The sequence below is a fragment of the Actinorectispora metalli genome (assembly GCF_056323685.1).
In genome coordinates, this window is sequence record NZ_JBREYE010000001.1 from 3,758,583 (window position 1) to 3,775,337 (window position 16,755).

At 70.5% G+C, this 16,755-nt stretch carries 16 protein-coding genes and 2 pseudogenes; 13 read left to right on the forward strand and 5 right to left on the reverse strand.

The window, feature by feature from the left end; genetic code table 11:
- The first annotated feature begins 7 nt into the window (after positions 1-7).
- The 4 genes from ACU6XJ_RS17630 (at position 8) to ACU6XJ_RS17645 (ending at position 4,555) form a co-directional block, all read left to right on the forward strand.
- Positions 8-1,420 carry a GntP family permease gene (locus ACU6XJ_RS17630; RefSeq protein ID WP_476312550.1) on the forward strand — a complete coding sequence of 471 codons (1,413 nt, stop codon included), beginning with the start codon at positions 8-10 and terminating at the stop codon, positions 1,418-1,420.
- An 81-nt stretch (positions 1,421-1,501) separates the two neighbouring features.
- A complete protein-coding gene (locus ACU6XJ_RS17635; RefSeq protein WP_476312553.1) occupies positions 1,502-2,782 on the forward strand; it encodes an extracellular solute-binding protein in 1,281 nt (426 codons plus the stop codon).
- A gap of 1 nt (position 2,783) precedes the next feature.
- Positions 2,784-3,725, forward strand: coding sequence for a carbohydrate ABC transporter permease (locus ACU6XJ_RS17640; protein WP_476312556.1), 942 nt, complete (start codon positions 2,784-2,786; stop codon positions 3,723-3,725).
- Positions 3,722-4,555: a carbohydrate ABC transporter permease gene (locus ACU6XJ_RS17645; protein ID WP_476312558.1), complete on the forward strand. Its 834-nt coding sequence runs from the start codon at positions 3,722-3,724 to the stop codon at positions 4,553-4,555. The genes ACU6XJ_RS17640 and ACU6XJ_RS17645 overlap by 4 nt, the downstream gene beginning before the upstream one ends.
- Here the strand turns inward: ACU6XJ_RS17645 and ACU6XJ_RS17650 are convergent.
- Together ACU6XJ_RS17650 and ACU6XJ_RS17655 are read right to left on the reverse strand one after the other, a co-directional pair.
- Complete coding sequence (locus ACU6XJ_RS17650; RefSeq protein WP_476312561.1) at positions 4,552-5,076, reverse strand: DUF3515 domain-containing protein; 525 nt, start codon at positions 5,074-5,076, stop codon at positions 4,552-4,554. The genes ACU6XJ_RS17645 and ACU6XJ_RS17650 overlap by 4 nt on opposite strands.
- A 2-nt stretch (positions 5,077-5,078) precedes the next feature.
- A complete protein-coding gene (locus tag ACU6XJ_RS17655) occupies positions 5,079-5,315 on the reverse strand; it encodes an Lrp/AsnC ligand binding domain-containing protein (RefSeq protein WP_476312562.1) in 237 nt (78 codons plus the stop codon).
- 140 nt (positions 5,316-5,455) lie between these two features.
- Here ACU6XJ_RS17655 and ACU6XJ_RS17660 point away from each other — a divergent pair, with 140 nt between their 5' ends.
- From ACU6XJ_RS17660 to ACU6XJ_RS17680, 5 genes and pseudogenes are all read left to right on the forward strand, one after another.
- Complete coding sequence (locus ACU6XJ_RS17660; protein ID WP_476312564.1) at positions 5,456-6,415, forward strand: thiamine-phosphate kinase; 960 nt, start codon at positions 5,456-5,458, stop codon at positions 6,413-6,415.
- Positions 6,416-6,447: 32 nt separating this feature from the next.
- Positions 6,448-6,933 (forward strand): GNAT family N-acetyltransferase, encoded by a 486-nt coding sequence (locus ACU6XJ_RS17665; RefSeq protein WP_476312566.1) that lies wholly within the window; start codon positions 6,448-6,450, stop codon positions 6,931-6,933.
- A gap of 10 nt (positions 6,934-6,943) precedes the next feature.
- Positions 6,944-7,414: pseudogene (locus ACU6XJ_RS17670) on the forward strand (GNAT family N-acetyltransferase); the annotation flags it as partial.
- Positions 7,415-7,513: 99 nt separating this feature from the next.
- Positions 7,514-7,918 (forward strand): annotated as a pseudogene (locus ACU6XJ_RS17675) (GNAT family N-acetyltransferase); the annotation flags it as partial.
- A gap of 195 nt (positions 7,919-8,113) precedes the next feature.
- A complete protein-coding gene (locus ACU6XJ_RS17680) occupies positions 8,114-8,632 on the forward strand; it encodes a gamma carbonic anhydrase family protein (protein WP_476312569.1) in 519 nt (172 codons plus the stop codon).
- Here ACU6XJ_RS17680 and ACU6XJ_RS17685 read toward each other — a convergent pair.
- Positions 8,629-9,978 carry an MFS transporter gene (locus tag ACU6XJ_RS17685; RefSeq protein WP_476312572.1) on the reverse strand — a complete coding sequence of 450 codons (1,350 nt, stop codon included), beginning with the start codon at positions 9,976-9,978 and terminating at the stop codon, positions 8,629-8,631. The two genes, ACU6XJ_RS17680 and ACU6XJ_RS17685, sit on opposite strands and share 4 nt — an antisense overlap.
- Before the next feature lie 400 nt (positions 9,979-10,378).
- Here ACU6XJ_RS17685 and ACU6XJ_RS17690 point away from each other — a divergent pair, with 400 nt between their 5' ends.
- The gene (locus tag ACU6XJ_RS17690) at positions 10,379-11,056 is read left to right on the forward strand and encodes a uracil-DNA glycosylase (RefSeq protein WP_476312575.1); all 678 of its coding nucleotides are present in this window, start codon (positions 10,379-10,381) and stop codon (positions 11,054-11,056) included.
- 54 nt (positions 11,057-11,110) lie between these two features.
- On the opposite strand, the gene rpmB is transcribed toward ACU6XJ_RS17690, so the two are convergent.
- On the reverse strand, positions 11,111-11,302 hold the full coding sequence (gene rpmB, locus ACU6XJ_RS17695; RefSeq protein WP_476312577.1) for a 50S ribosomal protein L28: 192 nt from the start codon (positions 11,300-11,302) through the stop codon (positions 11,111-11,113).
- 173 nt (positions 11,303-11,475) lie between these two features.
- On the opposite strand from rpmB, the gene ACU6XJ_RS17700 reads away from it, so the two are divergent.
- Complete coding sequence (locus ACU6XJ_RS17700; RefSeq protein ID WP_476314080.1) at positions 11,476-13,107, forward strand: DAK2 domain-containing protein; 1,632 nt, start codon at positions 11,476-11,478, stop codon at positions 13,105-13,107.
- Between the two features lies 1 nt (position 13,108).
- Here ACU6XJ_RS17700 and ACU6XJ_RS17705 read toward each other — a convergent pair whose 3' ends face one another.
- Complete coding sequence (locus ACU6XJ_RS17705; protein ID WP_476312580.1) at positions 13,109-14,950, reverse strand: alpha/beta hydrolase family protein; 1,842 nt, start codon at positions 14,948-14,950, stop codon at positions 13,109-13,111.
- A 114-nt stretch (positions 14,951-15,064) separates the two neighbouring features.
- On the opposite strand from ACU6XJ_RS17705, the gene ACU6XJ_RS17710 reads away from it, so the two are divergent.
- A complete protein-coding gene (locus ACU6XJ_RS17710; protein WP_476312583.1) occupies positions 15,065-16,123 on the forward strand; it encodes a sensor histidine kinase in 1,059 nt (352 codons plus the stop codon).
- A complete protein-coding gene (locus ACU6XJ_RS17715; protein ID WP_476312586.1) occupies positions 16,120-16,749 on the forward strand; it encodes a response regulator in 630 nt (209 codons plus the stop codon). The genes ACU6XJ_RS17710 and ACU6XJ_RS17715 overlap by 4 nt, the downstream gene beginning before the upstream one ends.
- Positions 16,750-16,755 lie beyond the last annotated feature (6 nt).

Consider the following 16,755-nt stretch of genomic DNA (forward strand, 5'->3'; position numbering starts at 1 on the left):
CTGGGGGATGGAGTGGTTGCGGCAGGACACGGCGGGGTTGCTGACGCTGGCCGCAGTCGGCATCGCGGTGCTGCTGGTGCTGATCATCCGGTACAAGATGGAACCGTTCATCGCGCTGCTGGTGATCGGGCTGCTCACCGCGCTGGCCGCCGGGCTGCCGGTGGAGAAGATCGTGGGCTCCGCGCAGAAGGCGTCCGGTTCGCTGCTGGAGACCGGCTTCGGCGGCATCCTCGGGCACATCGCCGCGATCATCGGGCTCGGCACGCTGCTGGGCGCCATCCTGGAGGCCTCCGGTGGCGCGCAGGTGCTTACCGGTGCGCTGCTCAGGGCGGTCGGTGAAGGCCGGGCGCCGTTGGCGATGGGCATCTCCGGGCTGGTGTTCGGCATCCCGGTCTTCTTCGACATCGGCATCTTCGTGCTCGCGCCGCTGGTGTACGTGATCGCCAAACAGGGCGGGCGCTCCATCCTGCTGTACTGCCTGCCGCTGCTGGCTGGCCTCTCGGTCACCCACGCCTTCCTGCCACCACACCCCGGGCCGGTGGCCGCCGCCGGGCTGCTGCACGTCGACCTAGGCTGGGTGATCCTCATCGGGCTGGCCTGCTCGCTGCCCGCCTGGGCCGTCGGCGCGCTGGTGTTCTCGCCCTGGGTCGGCCGACGCATCCACGTCGCGGTGCCCGAGGAGATGCTGGCCGCGGCGAAAGTCGCTCCGACCGGCGGAACGGCCGCACCCGAGCCGTCCGAAGAGGACAGCGCACCCAGCCTGAAGCTGGTCGCGGCGATCATCGCGATCCCGCTGGTGCTGATCCTGCTCGGCACCTTCGGCAGCATCGCCCTGCCCAAGGGACCTGCGGCCTCGGCGGCGAACTTCTTCGGCACCCCAGCGGTCGCCCTGACCATCGCGGTGCTGCTCGGATTCTGGCTGCTCGGCTACCGGCGCGGCATGACGCGGACGCAGGTCGCCGACATCGCCGCCGTCTCGCTGCGCCCGGTGGCGATGATCCTGCTGGTGGTCGGCGCGGGCGCCTTCTACGGCGCGGTGCTCACCGCCACCGGCATCGGCAACGCCGTGGCGGGCGCGCTGGGCGGCGCCGGACTGCCCGTGGTGCTGGCCGCCTACCTGATCAGCTGCGGGCTGCGCATCGCCCAGGGCTCGGCGACGGTGGCCATCGTGACCACCAGCGGCATCCTGGCGCCCACCATCGAGGCCCTGCACTACTCGCAGCCGCGGATCGCCGTCGTGGTCGCCGCGATCTGCGCCGGGTCAATCATCGCCTCGCACGTCAACGACGGCGGTTTCTGGCTGGTGTCGCGGTATTTCGGCATCTCGGTGCCGGACACGATCAAGACCTGGACGGTGCTGGAGACGGTGCTATCGGTCGCCGGATTCGCCGTCGCCGCGATCCTCAGCCTGGTCTTGTAAGTGGTCCAGACCCGACATACGATCCATCGGTTGCAAAGAGCGAAACTCACGTTGCGCCCTACGCAATATCTTGGGGGTCTCATGCGCAGACTGTTCGCCACCGCGTTGCTGGCCGCGCTCGTCGCGGGCTGCGCACCGCCGCAGGCCGGTCCGTCCGGTCCCGCTGGCGATGAGAAGACCGGTCAGCTCAAGGTCTGGCTGTTCGACGAGGCCTCCCGCGCACCCAAGGAAGCCGTGGTGAAGCAGGCGGTGGAGGAGTTCACCGCCGCCCACCCCGGCGTCACCGTGTCGGTGGAGTACATCCCGGTGGAGGGCAGGGCGGGCAAGTTCAACGGCGCCTTCAACGACCCGGCCAGCGCCCCCGACGTCGCCGAGTTCGGCAACACCGACCTCGCGGGCTACGTCGCCGCGGGCGGCTTCGCCGACCTGACCGGCACCATCGGCGACTGGTCCGACGGCAAGGACCTCTCACCATCCTCATTGGACACCGCGAAGGTGGACGGCAAGATCTACGGGCTGCCGTTCTTCACCGCTACCCGCGCCCTGTACTACCGCACCGACGTCTTCACCGAACTCGGCCTCCAGCCGCCGACCACCATGGACCAACTGGCGGACACCGCGCGCCGGATCAGGGCCGCCAAGCCCGATCTGTACGGGATCTCGGTGGGCGGCAAGTACATCTACGGGCTGCTGCCGTTCATCTGGGCGCACGGCGGGGACATCGCCGCCCGGCGCGACGGGAAATGGACCGCGACCATCAACAGCCCGGAGGCGCAGCGCGGGCTGGCGAAGTACGCCGAGCTGATCTCCGAGAACAGCTGCCCGCCCGCCGCCTGCGCGAACCTGACCGGCAGCCAGAGCGTGCAGGCCTTCGCGGGCGGCAAGGCAGCCATGGCCATCGGCGGCGACTTCAACCGCAAGGCCGTGGAGGCGGGCGCCGCGGGCGGCAAGTACGCGGTGGTGCCGCTGCCCGGCACCACCCCGGGCTCCATCGCCCCGGCCTTCGCGGGCGGCAACCTGCTCGGCGTTTTCGCCAAGACCCAGCGCCGCACGCTGGCGACGGAGTTCATGAAGCTGTTGGGCGGCAAGAAGTACCAGCTGGAGTTGCAGAAGGCGATGGGCAACCTGCCCACCTTCACCGACCTCCAGCAGAAGGTCGCCGCCGAGCAGCCGTTCGCCAAGCCCTTCATCGACACGCTCCAGGCAGGCACCAAGTTCGTGCCGGCGACCCCGGCGTGGACGACCATCGACGCCCAGGGCGTGCTGCCCGCGGCGGTGCAGCAGGTCGCGGCCGAGGGCAAACCCGTGCAGGCGGCGACCGACCAGGCCGCGGCGGCCATGAACGCGGCATTCGGGAACTGACTTGGCGGCGGACCTGACGCTGACCCCGGTACCACGCCCCCAAGCACGACGGCGCTCGCGGCGAGACGGCCTTGCCGCGCTGTGGTACCTGGCGCCCGCGGGCGTGCTGCTGCTCGGCATGCTCGCCTACCCGCTGTACCAGTTGGTGCTGATCTCGCTCTACGACTACGGCCAAGCGCAGGCCGCCGGGGCCGCGCCACCGCGGTTCCTGGGCTTCGATAACTACGCCGACCTGTTCGACAGCGCCCGCTTCTGGGTGGTGCTGCTCCAGACGATCGGCTTCGCCGCGGTCTGCGTCGCGGGCACGCTCAGCGTCGGCACGGCGCTGGCGGTGCTGGCGAGCAAGGTCCGGCCGTGGGCCCGCACGCTGCTGTTCCTGGCCGCGCTCGGCGCCTGGGCCACCCCGGCGCTGGCGGGCTCCTACGTCTGGCTGTTCCTGTTCGACGCCGACTTCGGACTGGTCAACGAGGTGCTGATCGGCGTCGGCTTCGACAGCGCCGCGGGTTTCAGCTGGACCTACGACCGCTACGTCGCCTTCGGGCTGGTCGCCGCCGAGGTCGTCTGGTGCTCGTTCCCGTTCGTGCTGCTCACCATGTACGCGGGCATCACCTCGATCTCCTCGGAGGTGGTGGAGGCCGCCGCGCTCGACGGCGCGGGCGGCTGGCGCACCGCGGTGGACATCATCCTGCCCATGCTGCGCCCGCTGCTGATCATCGCCACCGTGCAGTCGATCATCTGGAACTTCAAGATCTTCACCCAGATCTACGTGATGACCGGCGGCGGCGGTGTGGCGGGCCGCAACCTGGTCTTCAACGTCTACGCCTACCAGGAGGCGTTCGCGGGCTCCCGCTACGGCCTCGGCGCCGCGATCGGCGTGGTGATGACCGTGCTGTTGCTCGCCGCGACAGCAGGCTATGTGCGAGTGGCGCGGAGGGCGGAATGAGACGCGGCAGGTTCCTCGCCGAGGCCGCCACCGTGTTGATCGCGGCGGTGGTGGCGTTCCCGCTGTACTGGATGGTGCTCTCGGCGGTCAAACCCGAGGGCGAGATCATCCACCCCCGGCCATGGACGCTGGCGCCGACGCTGGACAGCTTCCGCAGGGTGATCGCCGCGGAGAACTTCGGGCTCTACTTCCTCAACAGCGTGCTGGTCGCCGTGGTCGTGGTGCTGGTGTCGCTGCTGCTGTCGTTCCTGGCCGCGGTGGCGCTGACCCGCTTCGCCTTCCGCGGTCGCACCGTGCTGCTGGTGATGCTGCTGGTCTCGCAGATGGTGCCGATCGAGGCGCTGACCATCCCGCTGTTCTTCCTGATGCGCACCGTCGGCGAGGTCGCGCCCGCGTTCGGTCTGAACCACCTCGGCTCCCTGATGCTGGTGCACCTGGCGTTCAGCCTGCCGTTCGCGATCTGGATGCTGCGCGGCTTCGTCGCCGCGGTACCCGCCGAGTTGGAGGAGGCGGCCATCCTGGACGGCGCCAGCCGCGTGCGTTTCGTGTGGCAGGTGCTGTTCCCGCTGGTCGCACCCGGGCTGGTGGCGATGAGCGTGCTGTCGTTCATCCACGCCTGGAACGACTTCCTGTTCGCCAAGACGTTCATCATCTCCGATGTGGACAACCGCACGCTGCCGCTGGCGCTGCTGGTGTTCTTCAAACCGGAGGAGCAGGACTGGGGCGCGATCATGGCCGGGTCCACGCTGATGACGATCCCGGTCCTGGTGTTCTTCGTGCTGGTGCAGCGCAGGCTGGTGGCCGGTATGGCGGGAGCGGTGAAGGGCTAGCCGCCCGTGTTGACCGGCTCCTTGGCCAGGATGTCGGCGACCACCGCCGAAAGGTCCTGCACCGGACCCGTGCCCACCCCAGCGGGCAGCGTCACCGCGACGTGCACCGCGCGGTCCACCACCACCCAGGTCACCGCGTCAGGCCCTTGCAGAGGCAGCCACTGCACACCCGAAACGACGGTGAGCTGCGCGGTCGGGGTCAGCTCGGCGGGCCGCTCCAGCCCGCAGCGCAAGATCACCCGCTGCTGCTCGCCCCAGGCCGCGGTGGCAGGCGGCGCGGGCTGGGCCAGCTCACGCCGCCGCAGCACGTCATCGCCGGACTTCAGCTCGGCCGGCAACGCGCCCATCAGCGCCTCGCAGGGCGCGGTCGCGGCGAACGGAGCGGGCACCGGGGGCAGCGCCAGCGGACCGTTCGACGGTGCGGGCGGCGGCTCGTCGGGGCTGCGCAGGCCGATCACCGCGACACCGGCGGCGAGCAGCAGCGGCAGCAGCACCGCCAACCCGAGAAGGACTCGACGCACGCTCAGTTCAGGTGCACGACGGGACAGGTCAGCGTGCGGGTGATGCCATCGACACCCTGGATGCGGGCGACCACCAGCTGGCCGAGTTCGTCGACGGTGTCGGCCTCCGCGCGGACGATCACGTCATAGGGCCCCGTGACGTCCTCGGCGGTGGCTATACCGGGCAGCGTGGCGATCTCCGCGGCGACGGCGGCTGCCTTGCCGACCTCGGTTTGGATGAGGATGTACGCGTGAACCACGGCGCGCCCCTTCGTCTCGACGACTTACCCCGGGTAGGAACGTGAAGAGCAACCTACCCCAGCGAGGCATGGAAAGCTCGTACCGCGGGGCTACAAGACGGCAATGAGTGCAAAGCCACTCACGTTAGGAGGTACCGTCCGTGCGGCCCGAACCGCCGGAGGACACGCGCACCATCGCTGAGCTGGGTGAGTTCAACCTCATCCGGCTGGTCACGGACAAGCGCGTGCAGCCGGAGACCACCCTGCTCGGCCCCGGAGACGACGCCGCCGTCGTGTCTGCGGGCGACGGCAGAGTGGTCGCCACCACCGACCTCCTCATCGAGGGCGTGCACTTCCGGCTGGACTGGTCGACCCCCCTCCAGGTGGGCCGCAAGGCGGTCGCCGTGAACCTCGCCGACATCGCCGCCATGGGTGCCGTGCCCACCTCCGTGCTGGTCGGCCTCGGCGCCCCCGCGACCACCACCGTCTCGGTGGCCGAGGACCTCATGCGGGGCATCGGCGAGGAGGCCGAGGCCCAGGGCGTCGGCGTGGTCGGCGGCGACATGGTCACCTCCGACCTGCTGACCGTCGCGATCACCGCACTCGGCGACCTGCAGGGCCGCCGACCCGTGACCCGCGCAGGCGCCAGGCCGGGGGAGACGGTGGCGGTCTGCGGCAGGCTCGGCTGGGCGGCCGCGGGCCTGGCCGTGCTCGGCCGCGGCTTCCGCTCCCCGGTGGCGATCGTCGGCGCCCAACGCGTCCCCGAACCGCCCTATGCCGCGGGCCCGCAGGCCGCGGACAGCGGCGCCACCGCCATGGTCGACATCTCCGACGGCCTGCTCGCCGACCTCGGCCACATCGCCGAAGCCTCGGGCGTGGCCATCAACCTCCGCGCCGACCGCCTGCCCGTGCACCCCCGCCTGGTCGACGTCGCGCAGGCACTGGGCTCGGACCCGCTGCACTGGGTGCTCACCGGCGGCGAGGACCACGGCCTGGCCGCCACCTTCCCCGGCGAGGTGCCCCAGGACTGGCAGGTGATCGGCACCGTCACCGAGGGCTCCGGCGTCACCGTCGACGGCGCCGTCTACGACAAGCCCGCGGGCTGGCAGCACTGGCGTTAAACCGCTTGCCGCGCCCCATACGCTCGGAAGCGATGCGGTTCGAGATCGTCGGCTACGAGCACCCGGACGCGATAACGCTGGTCGGGCGGTTGCAGCGGGAGTACCTGTCCCGGTACGGGACCGTCGATGAGACACCCGTCGCCTCCGACGAGTTCGACCCGCCGGACGGCCTGTTCCTGCTCGGACGCCTCGGTGACCAGGTCGTCGCCTGCGGCGGTTGGCGACGCCTCGCACCCGACACCGCGCTCGGCCTGCGTCCCGGCGATGTCGAGATCAAGCGGATGTACGTGGTCCCGGAGGCCCGCCGCCGAGGCCTGTCCCGCCGCCTGCTCGCCGAACTGGAACGCACCGCCGCCGAGGCGGGCGGCCTGCGCGCCGTGCTGGAGACCGGCATCCCGCAACCCGAGGCGATGGCGCTGTACGCGGCCTGCGGCTACGAACCGATCCCCGGCTTCGGCTTCGCCCGCGACTGGGGGGCCACCCGCAGCTTCGCCAAATCGCTTGCGCCAGCAACGTAGGCTCCCCGGCGTGCAGGTCGAGGTCGTCGGATACGAGCACCCGGACGCGGTCGCGTTGATCGCGCAGGTCCAGCAGGAGTACGTCGTCCGCTACGGCGAGACCGACGACACCCCCATCGATCCCGCGGAGTTCACCCCGCCCGGCGGGCTGTTCCTGGTCGCCTACCTGGACGGCGCCCCGGTGGCCTGCGGCGGCTGGCGGGTCCGGGAACCCGACCCCGAGGTCGGCCTCCGCGCGGGCGACGTCGAGATCAAGCGCATGTTCGTGATCGCAGCCGCCCGCGGCCGCGGCCTGGCCCGCGCGGTGCTGGCAGGCTTGGAACAGCGTGCGGCGGCCGCGGGCAAGCTGCGGATCGTGCTGGAGACCGGCACCGAACAGCCCGAGGCGATCGCCCTGTACGAGAGTTCCGGCTACACCCCGATCACGCCGTTCGGGCACTACCGCCACGAGCCGAAAAGCCGCTACTACGGCAAGCCGCTGACCACCCTGCGCACCGTGTCCTTGCGCCACCCCGACGCGGTGCTGCTGCTCAAGGAGGCGGCGGAGGAGCTGATCAGCCGCTATGGCCCGGAGGGCCTCCAGCACCCGATCAACGACAGCGAGTTCGAACCACCCCAGGGTGTCTTCGTCCTTGCCTACCGCGCCGACCTCCCGGTGGCCTGCGGCGGCTGGCGCACCGTAGCCCCGGACACCGAAAACCTGCCCGCCCTACCGGACACCGAGCCGATCGCAGGCACCGCGGAGCTCAAGCGCATGTACGTCCGATCCGCCGAACGCGGCCGCGGCCTGGCCCGCCTAATCCTCGGCGAACTCGAACGCTCCGCCGCCGCGGCGGGCCACCGCCAACTGGTCCTGGAAACCGGCGAACAGCAGCCCGAGGCCCTCGCCCTCTACACCTCGGCCGGCTACACCCCGATCGCCCCGTTCGGCGACTACCTCCACGACCCGATAAGTAGATGCTTCCGCAAGCAACTACAACCCTAGGAATCACCCCGCGCGGCAAGGGGATCCCTTGTTTTGACCCTAGCGCAGCCCCCCGACACTTCCGCCCCGCCCGGCGCCCGCCTGTGGACAACTCGCGGCTTGTGGACAACTCGCCGAGGAAGGGCGGTTGGAGAACGGCTACCGGTCCGTAATGCTGTACGCGGTCAAGTTCGTGCGGGCGAAGGGAAGCGGACGTTGCCGATCTACGCACTGGGGGACAAGGTGCCCTCCATCCACCCCGACGCCTACGTGCACCCGGACGCCACCGTGATCGGTGATGTCACCATCGGCGCCCAGTCCTCGGTCTGGCCGCAGGCGGTCCTGCGAGGGGACTACGGCCGCATCGACATCGCCGAACGGACCAGCGTGCAGGACGGCACCGTCATCCACTGCACGCCGATCCACCCCGTCACCATCGGCTCCGAATGCGTCATCGGGCACAACACCCACATCGAGGGCGCCACCATCGGCGACCGCTGCCTGATCGCCTCCGGCTCCGTCGTCCTCAACGGCGCCGTCGTCGAGGAAGGCGCCACCGTCGGCGCGGGCGCGGTGGTCCCCTTCAACGGCAAGGTGCCCACCCGCCGCATGGCCCTCGGCGTCCCGATGAAGCTGCGCGAGAACTACGAGTGCCCGCCCGACCACGTCGACCTGCCGGTGCAGATGTACATCCACAACATCGCCGTCTACCGCGACGGCCTGCGCAGGCTCTAGGCGACCGTCGCCAGCGGCTTCACGTACTCCGCGTCGACCGGGGACACCTCGGTCGCCAGCGGCTGCCGGGCCGTCTCCGGGGACAGCACGACCGCGACCAGGGCGACGGCGCCCGCGGCCATCAGGTAGAACGCGGGCATGTAGTTGTTGCCGGTGCGGTCGATCAGCAGGGCGATCATGAACGGCGCGGTGCCGCCGAACAGCGAGGTCGAGACGTTGTAGCTGATCGCGAACGCCCCGTAGCGCACCCGCGTCGGGAACAGCGCGGGCAGCGAGGCCGCCAGCGGCGCCAGGATCAGCGCCAACAGCAACGCCAGGATGCCCAAGCCCAGCAGCGTGAACGCGGTGGTGCCGCTGTTGATCAACATGAACGCCGGGTAGGACAGCACCAGGAAGCCGATACACGACGCGGCCTGCAGCGGCCGTCGGCCGATCCGGTCCGACAACGCGCCCAGCGGCGGCAGGATCGCCATCACCCCCAGCAGCACGCCGATCAGCGCCAGCAGCGCCGTGGTCTTGTCGATCTCCAGCGTCACCGCGAGGTAGGTCTCCATGTACGCCACGACCGTGTAGTTCGCGACGTTGATCATGATGACGATGCCGACGCAGATCAGCAGCGCCCGCCAGTTGTGCAGCATCGTCTGAAGGAACGGCATCTTCTCGGTCAGCCCGCGGCGCTCGATTTTCTTGAACTCCGGTGTGTCGTCCAGTCGCGACCGCAGGTACAGGCCGATCGCGCCGAGCGGACCGGCGATGAAGAACGGCACCCGCCAGCCCCAGGAGGCCATCGCGGGCTCGGACAGCAGGAACGTCAGCGCGGTCGGCACGCTCGCGCCCAGCGCGAAGCCCGCGATGCTGCCGAACTCCAGCCAGCTTCCGTAGAAGCCGCGGCGGTCGTTCGGGGCGTACTCGGCGATGAACGTCGCCGCGCCCGCGTACTCCCCACCCGCGGAGAAGCCCTGCACCATGCGGGCCAGGATCAGCAGGACGGGGGCGAACAGGCCGATCTGCTGGTAGGTGGGCAGCAGGCCGATGGCCAGGGTGGAGCCCGACATCAGCAGGATCGTCAGCGCCAGCACCCGCTGGCGGCCCAGCCTGTCGCCGATAGGGCCGAGGATGACGCTGCCCAGCGGGCGGATCAGGAACGCCGCGGCGAAAACGGCGAATGCGGACAGCGTGGCAACCGTTTTGTTCTCGGCCGGGAAGAATTGCGAGCCGATATATACCGCTACATAGCTGTAGATGCCGAAATCGAACCATTCGGTGCAGTTTCCGATGGCGGCTGCGCCAATCGCCCGCCGCATCTTCGATTGGTCGGGTTCAGCAGCCGCCTGTTCGCGCCGCATAGGTGTTCCTTCCCTCTTTCCGCCATCGACGACTCAAGGCCCCAGTTCGGAGGGATCGGGGCAGATGGCCGGTAACGCAGGGCGGCCGCTCCGCGATGACACCCGCGACGGCGAAAAACGGGGTCCGATCCGCACTCTGAAATTTTTGGGCACGCCAAATAAGCGCTCGCCGCAGTTGCCGCGTGCCGAGCGACATAGCTTTTTGAGCGTAGGTGAAGGCGCCGCCTTGGCAACCCGGAATCATGCTGCTTACTTGTGCCACCACGCATTCGTCATGCGAAAACAGCAGCGTTGTGATGTGCATCACGTTTGGCTTTTTGTGAGGCGTCGCACGCAGGGGAGATCGCTTTCCGCCGCCCGCCTGCGGACGCCGTGACCCACCTCGCTATGGTGATTGTTCGTGGCTGCGCGACCGTTGCACGAAGTTGTCGAATCCGGGTGGGCCAAGGCTTTGGAGCCGGTGGCCGATCGAATCGGGGCGATGGGCGAGTTCCTTCGCGCCGAGATCGCCGCGGGCCGTCGGTACCTGCCCGCCGGGCCGCATGTGCTGCGCGCCTTCCAGCAGCCCTTCGACGAGGTCAAGGTCCTCATCGTGGGCCAGGACCCGTATCCGACGCCCGGTCACCCGGTGGGCCTTAGCTTCTCGGTGGCGCCCGATGTCCGGCCCATCCCCCGCAGCCTGATCAACATCTACCGCGAGTACAGCGAGGACCTGGGCTACCCGACCCCGTCCTGCGGCGATCTGACCCCGTGGACCGAGCGGGGCGTGCTGCTGCTCAACCGCTCGCTCACGGTGGAACCCGGCCGCCCCGCCTCGCACCGCGGCAAGGGCTGGGAAGACGTCACCGAACAGGCCATCAAGGCCCTGGTCGCCCGCGGCACGCCGATGGTGTCGATCCTCTGGGGCCGCGACGCCCGCGACCTGCGGCCCATGCTCGGCGACCTGCCCTGCGTGGAGTCCGCGCACCCGAGCCCGATGTCCGCCGACCGAGGCTTCTTCGGCTCCCGCCCGTTCAGCCGCACCAACGACCTCCTGGAACGCCTCGGCGCGGCACCTTTGGACTGGAAGCTCCCCTGACACAGCAGAAAGCCCCGGCGGACACCGCCGGGGCTTTCTGAGCTTGGGATGGCCTCAGCCGCGAACGACCTTGCCCGCCTTCAGGCAGGACGTGCAGACGTTCAGACGCTGCCGCTGCGAAGGGCTGACCAGCGCCCGGATGCTCTGGATGTTCGGGTTCCACCGGCGGTTGGTGCGCCGGTGGGAGTGCGAGACCGACTTGCCGAAGCCCGGCCCCTTGCCACAGACGTCGCAAACGGCAGCCACGTCGACACTCCTTACGTTGGTTCGTACGATCCGGCCCAGATGCCCAGAGGGGCCGGACCGTGAGCTCGAACGAAGTCGAGCAACCCGGAAAGGGTAACGGGTCACCGGCGAGCCGACCAAACCGGCTCCCCGCTAGTCTCCCTCCAACACTGGCGACGGGAGGCGGGGGAGTGCTGCAGGCGCTGGATGCGGCGGCCGTGCGCCGCTGGGCGGCGGCCTGCGTGGAGGCCCTGGACGCCAACCGCGAGCTGATCGACCGGATCAACGTGTTCCCGGTGCCCGACAGCGACACGGGCACCAATCTGCTGCTCACCATGCGCTCGGCGCTGGACGCGCTGCTGCGCAGCGAGAACGTCGCCGCGGTCGGCCAGGCGCTGGCCGCGCTGGCCCGCGGCGCGCTGGCAGGCGCCCGCGGCAACTCCGGTGTGATCCTGTCCCAGGTGCTGCGCGGGCTCGCCGAACCTCTCCGGGACGCCGTCGAGGCCAGCGGACCGCAGCTTCGGCAGGCACTGAAGCGGGCCGACGAGCTCGCCACCGCCGCGGTGACCAAGCCGGTGGAGGGTACCGTGCTGTCGGTGCTGCACGCCGCCGCGGCCGCCGCCAAGGACTGCTCCTCCGACGAACTGGGCGAGCTGACCTCCCGAGTGGCCAAGGCCGCCGCCATCGCGCTGGCCGAGACGCCGAAGCAGCTTGCGGTGCTGGCCCGCGCGGGCGTGGTCGACGCGGGCGGGCGCGGGCTGGTGGTGCTGCTGGACGCGCTGGCGTCGGTGGTCACCGGCCGGACCGTGGCCACCGAGACCGAGCACAACTGGGTGCCGCGCGACGCCGAGGCCCTGGTCGCCGAGCGGGAGGCCGGGTCGAGCGAATACGAGTACGAGGTGATGTACCTCCTTGACGGCACCGACGACACCCGCGCGACCCGGCTGCGCGCCAGCCTCACCAAGCTCGGCGACTGCGTCTCCGTGGTCGGCGACGGCGACGACCTGTGGTCGGTGCATGTGCACTGCGCCGATGTCGGCGCCGCCGTCGAGGCGGGCATCGAGGCGGGCAGGCCGCACCGCATCACGGTGATGCGCTTCGCCGACCAGATCGCCACCGAACCCACCCGTTTCGTGCGGCCCCGCGCGGTCGTGGTGCTGGCCGCCGGCGACGGTGTGATCGAGCTGTTCGGCGGCGAGGGCGCCACCGTGGTGCCGGTCAACCCGGAGCAGCCGCCGTCGGAGGCGGATCTGCTGGCCGCGATCTCCGGCAGTCGCGCCGCACACGTCATCGTGCTGCCCGGCGCCCAGGAACTGCGTCCCGTCGCGGAGGCCGCGGCGCAGCAGGCCCAAGAGGCGGGCCAGGATGTGGTGGTGGTGCCGACGTCCTCACCGGTGCAGGTGCTGTCCGCGCTCGCCGTGCACGACCTCCAGCGCCGTGCCGGCGACGACGTGGTGGCGATGGCCGAGGCGGCCGCCGCCACCCGCCGCGGCGAACTGCTCATCGCCACCGACGAGGCACTGACCTGGGTCGGGCGCTGCCAGCCCGGCGATGTGCTGGGCATGGCCGACGGCGAGGTGGTCCTCATCGAACCGGTCGGCGACCAGGCCGACAACACCCCGGCACTGGCCACCGCCGCCTGCAACCTCACCGACCTGCTGCTGTCCTCCGGCGGCGAGCTGGTCACCGTGCTGGTCGGCCAGGCCGCCCCCGAGGGCCTGTCGAAGGCCCTGGAGGAGCACCTGCGCACCAGCCACCCGGAGGTCGAGCTGACCGCCTACGACGGCGGCCAGCCCGACACGGTCCTGCTGATCGGCGTCGAATAACTCAGCGGAGATACCGGGCGAACCAGTCCAGGTTCTGCTGCATCGCCGCCGCCCGGTGCTTGGGCTGGTGAAAGCCGTGCGATTCGTTCGGGAAGATCACCAACTCGGTCGGGATCCCCCGCGCCCGCAGATCGTCGAATGTCGGGACGCTCATGAAGCCCGCCGCCTCACCCATCTGCATGAGCAACGGCCTCGCGGGCTTGACCGTCGTGCCCGGGGTGGGGCCGCCGTCAGCCGACGACCCCGCCTTGAACACCGTCGACAGCGACAACGCAGCCTGGGTGACCTCGGCGCCGCGGCTGTAGCCCATGATCGCCGCCCGCTCCCCATCGCCGTGCCCGTCCGCCACCGCGCGGGCGACCGCGGCCTCCATCATCGACACGGCGTCGGCCACATCCCGGCTCGCGGGTGACTCGTTGACGGCGAGCACCACGTAACCCTTGGCCGCGAGCACCTGCGAGGGGTAGTTCCACTCGTGGCCGACGTCCATGAACCGGTTGCCTGCGTCGTACCCGTGGGTGATCACCGCGATCGGGCAGCGCTTCGCATGGCACCCCGGCGGCACGAGCCGGTACCCGGTTCCGGTCTGCCCCTTGGCATTGGTCCAGGTCATCGGCTCCGGCTGCTGGACGCGGACGCCGTCCAGCGCCCGGTTCGGCCGGTATCCGTCGCGGATCTCGCCGCCTTGCAGGTCGAGCACCGACAGTCGCGGCGGTGTCGAGGCGTTCTGCCGGGCGCACACCCCCAGCGTGCGCTCGGCGGAGAACGAACAGGCCGACAGGTCGTCCTTGACCGACGTCGCCTGCCGCAGCGTCTCACCGGGCTTCCCGACGTAGACCGACGTCTCCGCCGCGGTCTTGCCTGCCACCACGAGCCCCGCGGAGGTCCACTGGAACCAGCCCGCCCGCGCGCCTTCGGGGAGGGACGCGACCGGCTTCGGTTCGCCGCCCGCGACCGGCAGGCCCAGCAACTGCGGACCCGCGGCGAGCCCCAGCATGCTGCTGTCCGGCGACCACGTGACCGCCGCGCGCCACTGCTTGTCGACCGTGGTCACGGCGCCGCTGTCGACATCGAGCACCTGCACCTCGCCCGCGTGCAGCGACAGCTTCCTGCCGTCCGGCGACCAGGCCATCGTCGGGCCGTAGGTGGCGCGGCCCATCGTCAGCTCGGCGAGCTGCCGGGTCCGACCGCCCTCCCACAGCATCACCGCGACCCGGGTGCGGTAGTAACCGCTGGTCAGCAGCGACTCCAGGTGCATCTTCGATGGGTCGTAGGACACCCCGCCCTCGGTGTCGGCACCCGGCGGAAGCGGCGCGGTGAACGCCAGCCGTCGCCCGTCCGGCGACCACTCCGCGCCCAGTACCTTGGCCTGGTGCAGCGGGATGTCGAACCCGCGCAGCGGCCGGTTGGCGCCAACGGTCTGTGCCGCAACGGGCGCGGCGAACAGCCGCCGCGCCTGCCCACCCCCAGCGGGCACGGTCCAGACCTCGTCGGCGCCATCGTGCGGCGCGATGTAGGTCAGCGAACGTCCGTCGGGCGCCCACCGCAGGTTGTGGATCCGCTCGGTCACCCCGGTTACCGTCACCGCGGTGCGCACTCGCTCCGGCGCGTCCACGGTGGTCACGAGCACCCTGCTGGTCACCGTGTTGTCCGCCAAGGTGGGCTCGGACACCAGCGCCGCGGCCTGTTGGCCGTCCGGCGAGAGCCGGGTCTCCTCGATCTGCCGCACCTGCACCACATCGGCGATCTCCATCGCCCGTGCAGGCGCCGACAGCGCGGAACCCGCGGGCCCCGCCAGCAATGCAACACCCGCCGCGACAGCGGCGAATCTCAGTCGTCTCATGTCACCCCAAGCTAGGAAAACGCCGCAGCCACGACGTCGGTCTGCGGGCCGATCCGTCGGTTGACCTGCGTTGATCCACCCATCAACCAAAGTCGACCCGCTTATGCTTGGCGCATGGGGAACTGGGGGAAGCCATCCGATCCCGTCCTGGCGGCAGGCTTGGCGGCGGGGCTCATCGCGCTGAACTGGCCGTGGCTGCGCGACGGCAGCCCGATCGCGTCACCGGAGCATCTCGCCGTCATCTACGCGACCATCATCGGCGGCTGCCTCGCCCTGGTGTGGCGGCGCCGCTTCCCGCTGACGGTGTACGGAGTGATCGTCGGCGCCTGCGTGCTGTGGACGGTGGCGCGCCTGCCCGGTGGCTTCCCACTGGTGGTGATCACCTGGGTCGCCATCTACAGCGCCATCGCGCACGCGGGCCGCCCGCGACTGCTGGGCGGGATCACCGCGGGCATCGCCTTCGCGCTGGTCGGCTACTTGGCGTTCCACCAGGCCAACAACGGCTTCCGCCTCTCCGTCATCGCGCCGCTCGTGCTCACCACCGCCTACGTCGGCACCGCATGGACGGTGGCCCAGTACCGCCGCACCCACCTCGCCTACGTCCGTGAGGTCGCGCAGCGCAGCGCCGCCGAGGAGCGCCTACGGATCGCCCGCGACCTGCACGACGTGTTGGCGCACACCCTCAGCGGCATGGTGGTGCTCGCGGGCGCCGCGGGCCGCATCGCGCGCAGCAGCCCCGACCAGGCCGCCACCGCCCTCGCCGAAATCGAAAGCACCGGCCGCACAGGCATGGACGAGGTGCACCGACTGCTGGTCACGCTCCGCGCCGAAGCACCCGACCTGAACGTCCTCATCGGACACTTCCGCAACGTCGGCCTGCGCGTCGACGCCGCCGACCTGCCCGCAGGCGTCGACAACACCACATACCGCATCGTGCAGGAGGCCCTCACCAACTGCCTCCGCCACGCACCCGGCAGCACCGTGCACGTCCACATCGGACCCACCCGCATCCGGGTCGACAACGACGGCCCCGCCGTGCCGCCCAAACCCCTCGGGCACGGCCTCACCGGCATGCGGGAACGCATCCGCGAACTGGGCGGCGAACTCACCGCGGGACCGCGCCCGCACGGCGGCTGGAGCGTCAACGTGAGCCTCCCGGCGGTGCGGTCATGATCCGGGTACTGATCTGCGATGACGCCCCGATCGTGCGGATGGGGCTGCGCATGCTGGTCGACGCCGAGGACGACCTCACCGTCGTCGGCGAGGCCGCCGACGGCGCCGAGGCGCTGCACAAAGCCGAGACGCTGGAACACGATGTGCTGCTGCTCGACCTGGAAATGCCGGTCATGGGCGGCCTCGAGGTCATCCGCAAATTGGACCGGCGAGCCAGGGTCCTGGTGCTCACCACGTACGAACTGGACGACTACATCAACGCCGCGCTGCGCGGCGGCGCCGCGGGCTTCCTCGTCAAGGACGCCCCACCCGAACAGGTCGTCAGGGCCATTCGTGCGGTCGCCCAAGGCGACGCCTGGCTCTCGCCGTCGGTGACCCGCAGGCTGCTCGACACCGTCACCCCGCTGCTGCCCGCCGAGGACCCGCGCGTCGCGACGCTGTCCGGCCCAGAGAAGACGCTGCTCGAACACCTCGGCAGGGGCCGCAGCAACGCCGAGATCGCCGCCGAACTCGGCCTCACCGTGAGCACCGTGAAGACCTACGTCTCCCGGCTGCTGGCCAAACTCGGCGTCCGGGACCGCGTCCAAGCGGCGGTGCTCGCCAGGGATGTCGGGCTCATGCGGTAAAACGAA

What these genes read in the sequence shown, in the direction of transcription:
- ACU6XJ_RS17645 (WP_476312558.1), top strand. Translation starts at nt 3,722, where the DNA reads ATGAGACGCGGCAGGTTCCTCGCCGAGGCCGCCACCGTGTTGATCGCG.
- ACU6XJ_RS17715 (WP_476312586.1), top strand. Translation starts at nt 16,120, where the DNA reads ATGATCCGGGTACTGATCTGCGATGACGCCCCGATCGTGCGGATGGGG.
- ACU6XJ_RS17710 (WP_476312583.1), top strand. Translation starts at nt 15,065, where the DNA reads ATGGGGAACTGGGGGAAGCCATCCGATCCCGTCCTGGCGGCAGGCTTG.
- ACU6XJ_RS17665 (WP_476312566.1), top strand. Translation starts at nt 6,448, where the DNA reads ATGCGGTTCGAGATCGTCGGCTACGAGCACCCGGACGCGATAACGCTG.
- ACU6XJ_RS17630 (WP_476312550.1), top strand. Translation starts at nt 8, where the DNA reads ATGGAGTGGTTGCGGCAGGACACGGCGGGGTTGCTGACGCTGGCCGCA.
- ACU6XJ_RS17705 (WP_476312580.1), bottom strand. Translation starts at nt 14,950, where the DNA reads ATGAGACGACTGAGATTCGCCGCTGTCGCGGCGGGTGTTGCATTGCTG.
- ACU6XJ_RS17635 (WP_476312553.1), top strand. Translation starts at nt 1,502, where the DNA reads ATGCGCAGACTGTTCGCCACCGCGTTGCTGGCCGCGCTCGTCGCGGGC.
- ACU6XJ_RS17685 (WP_476312572.1), bottom strand. Translation starts at nt 9,978, where the DNA reads ATGCGGCGCGAACAGGCGGCTGCTGAACCCGACCAATCGAAGATGCGG.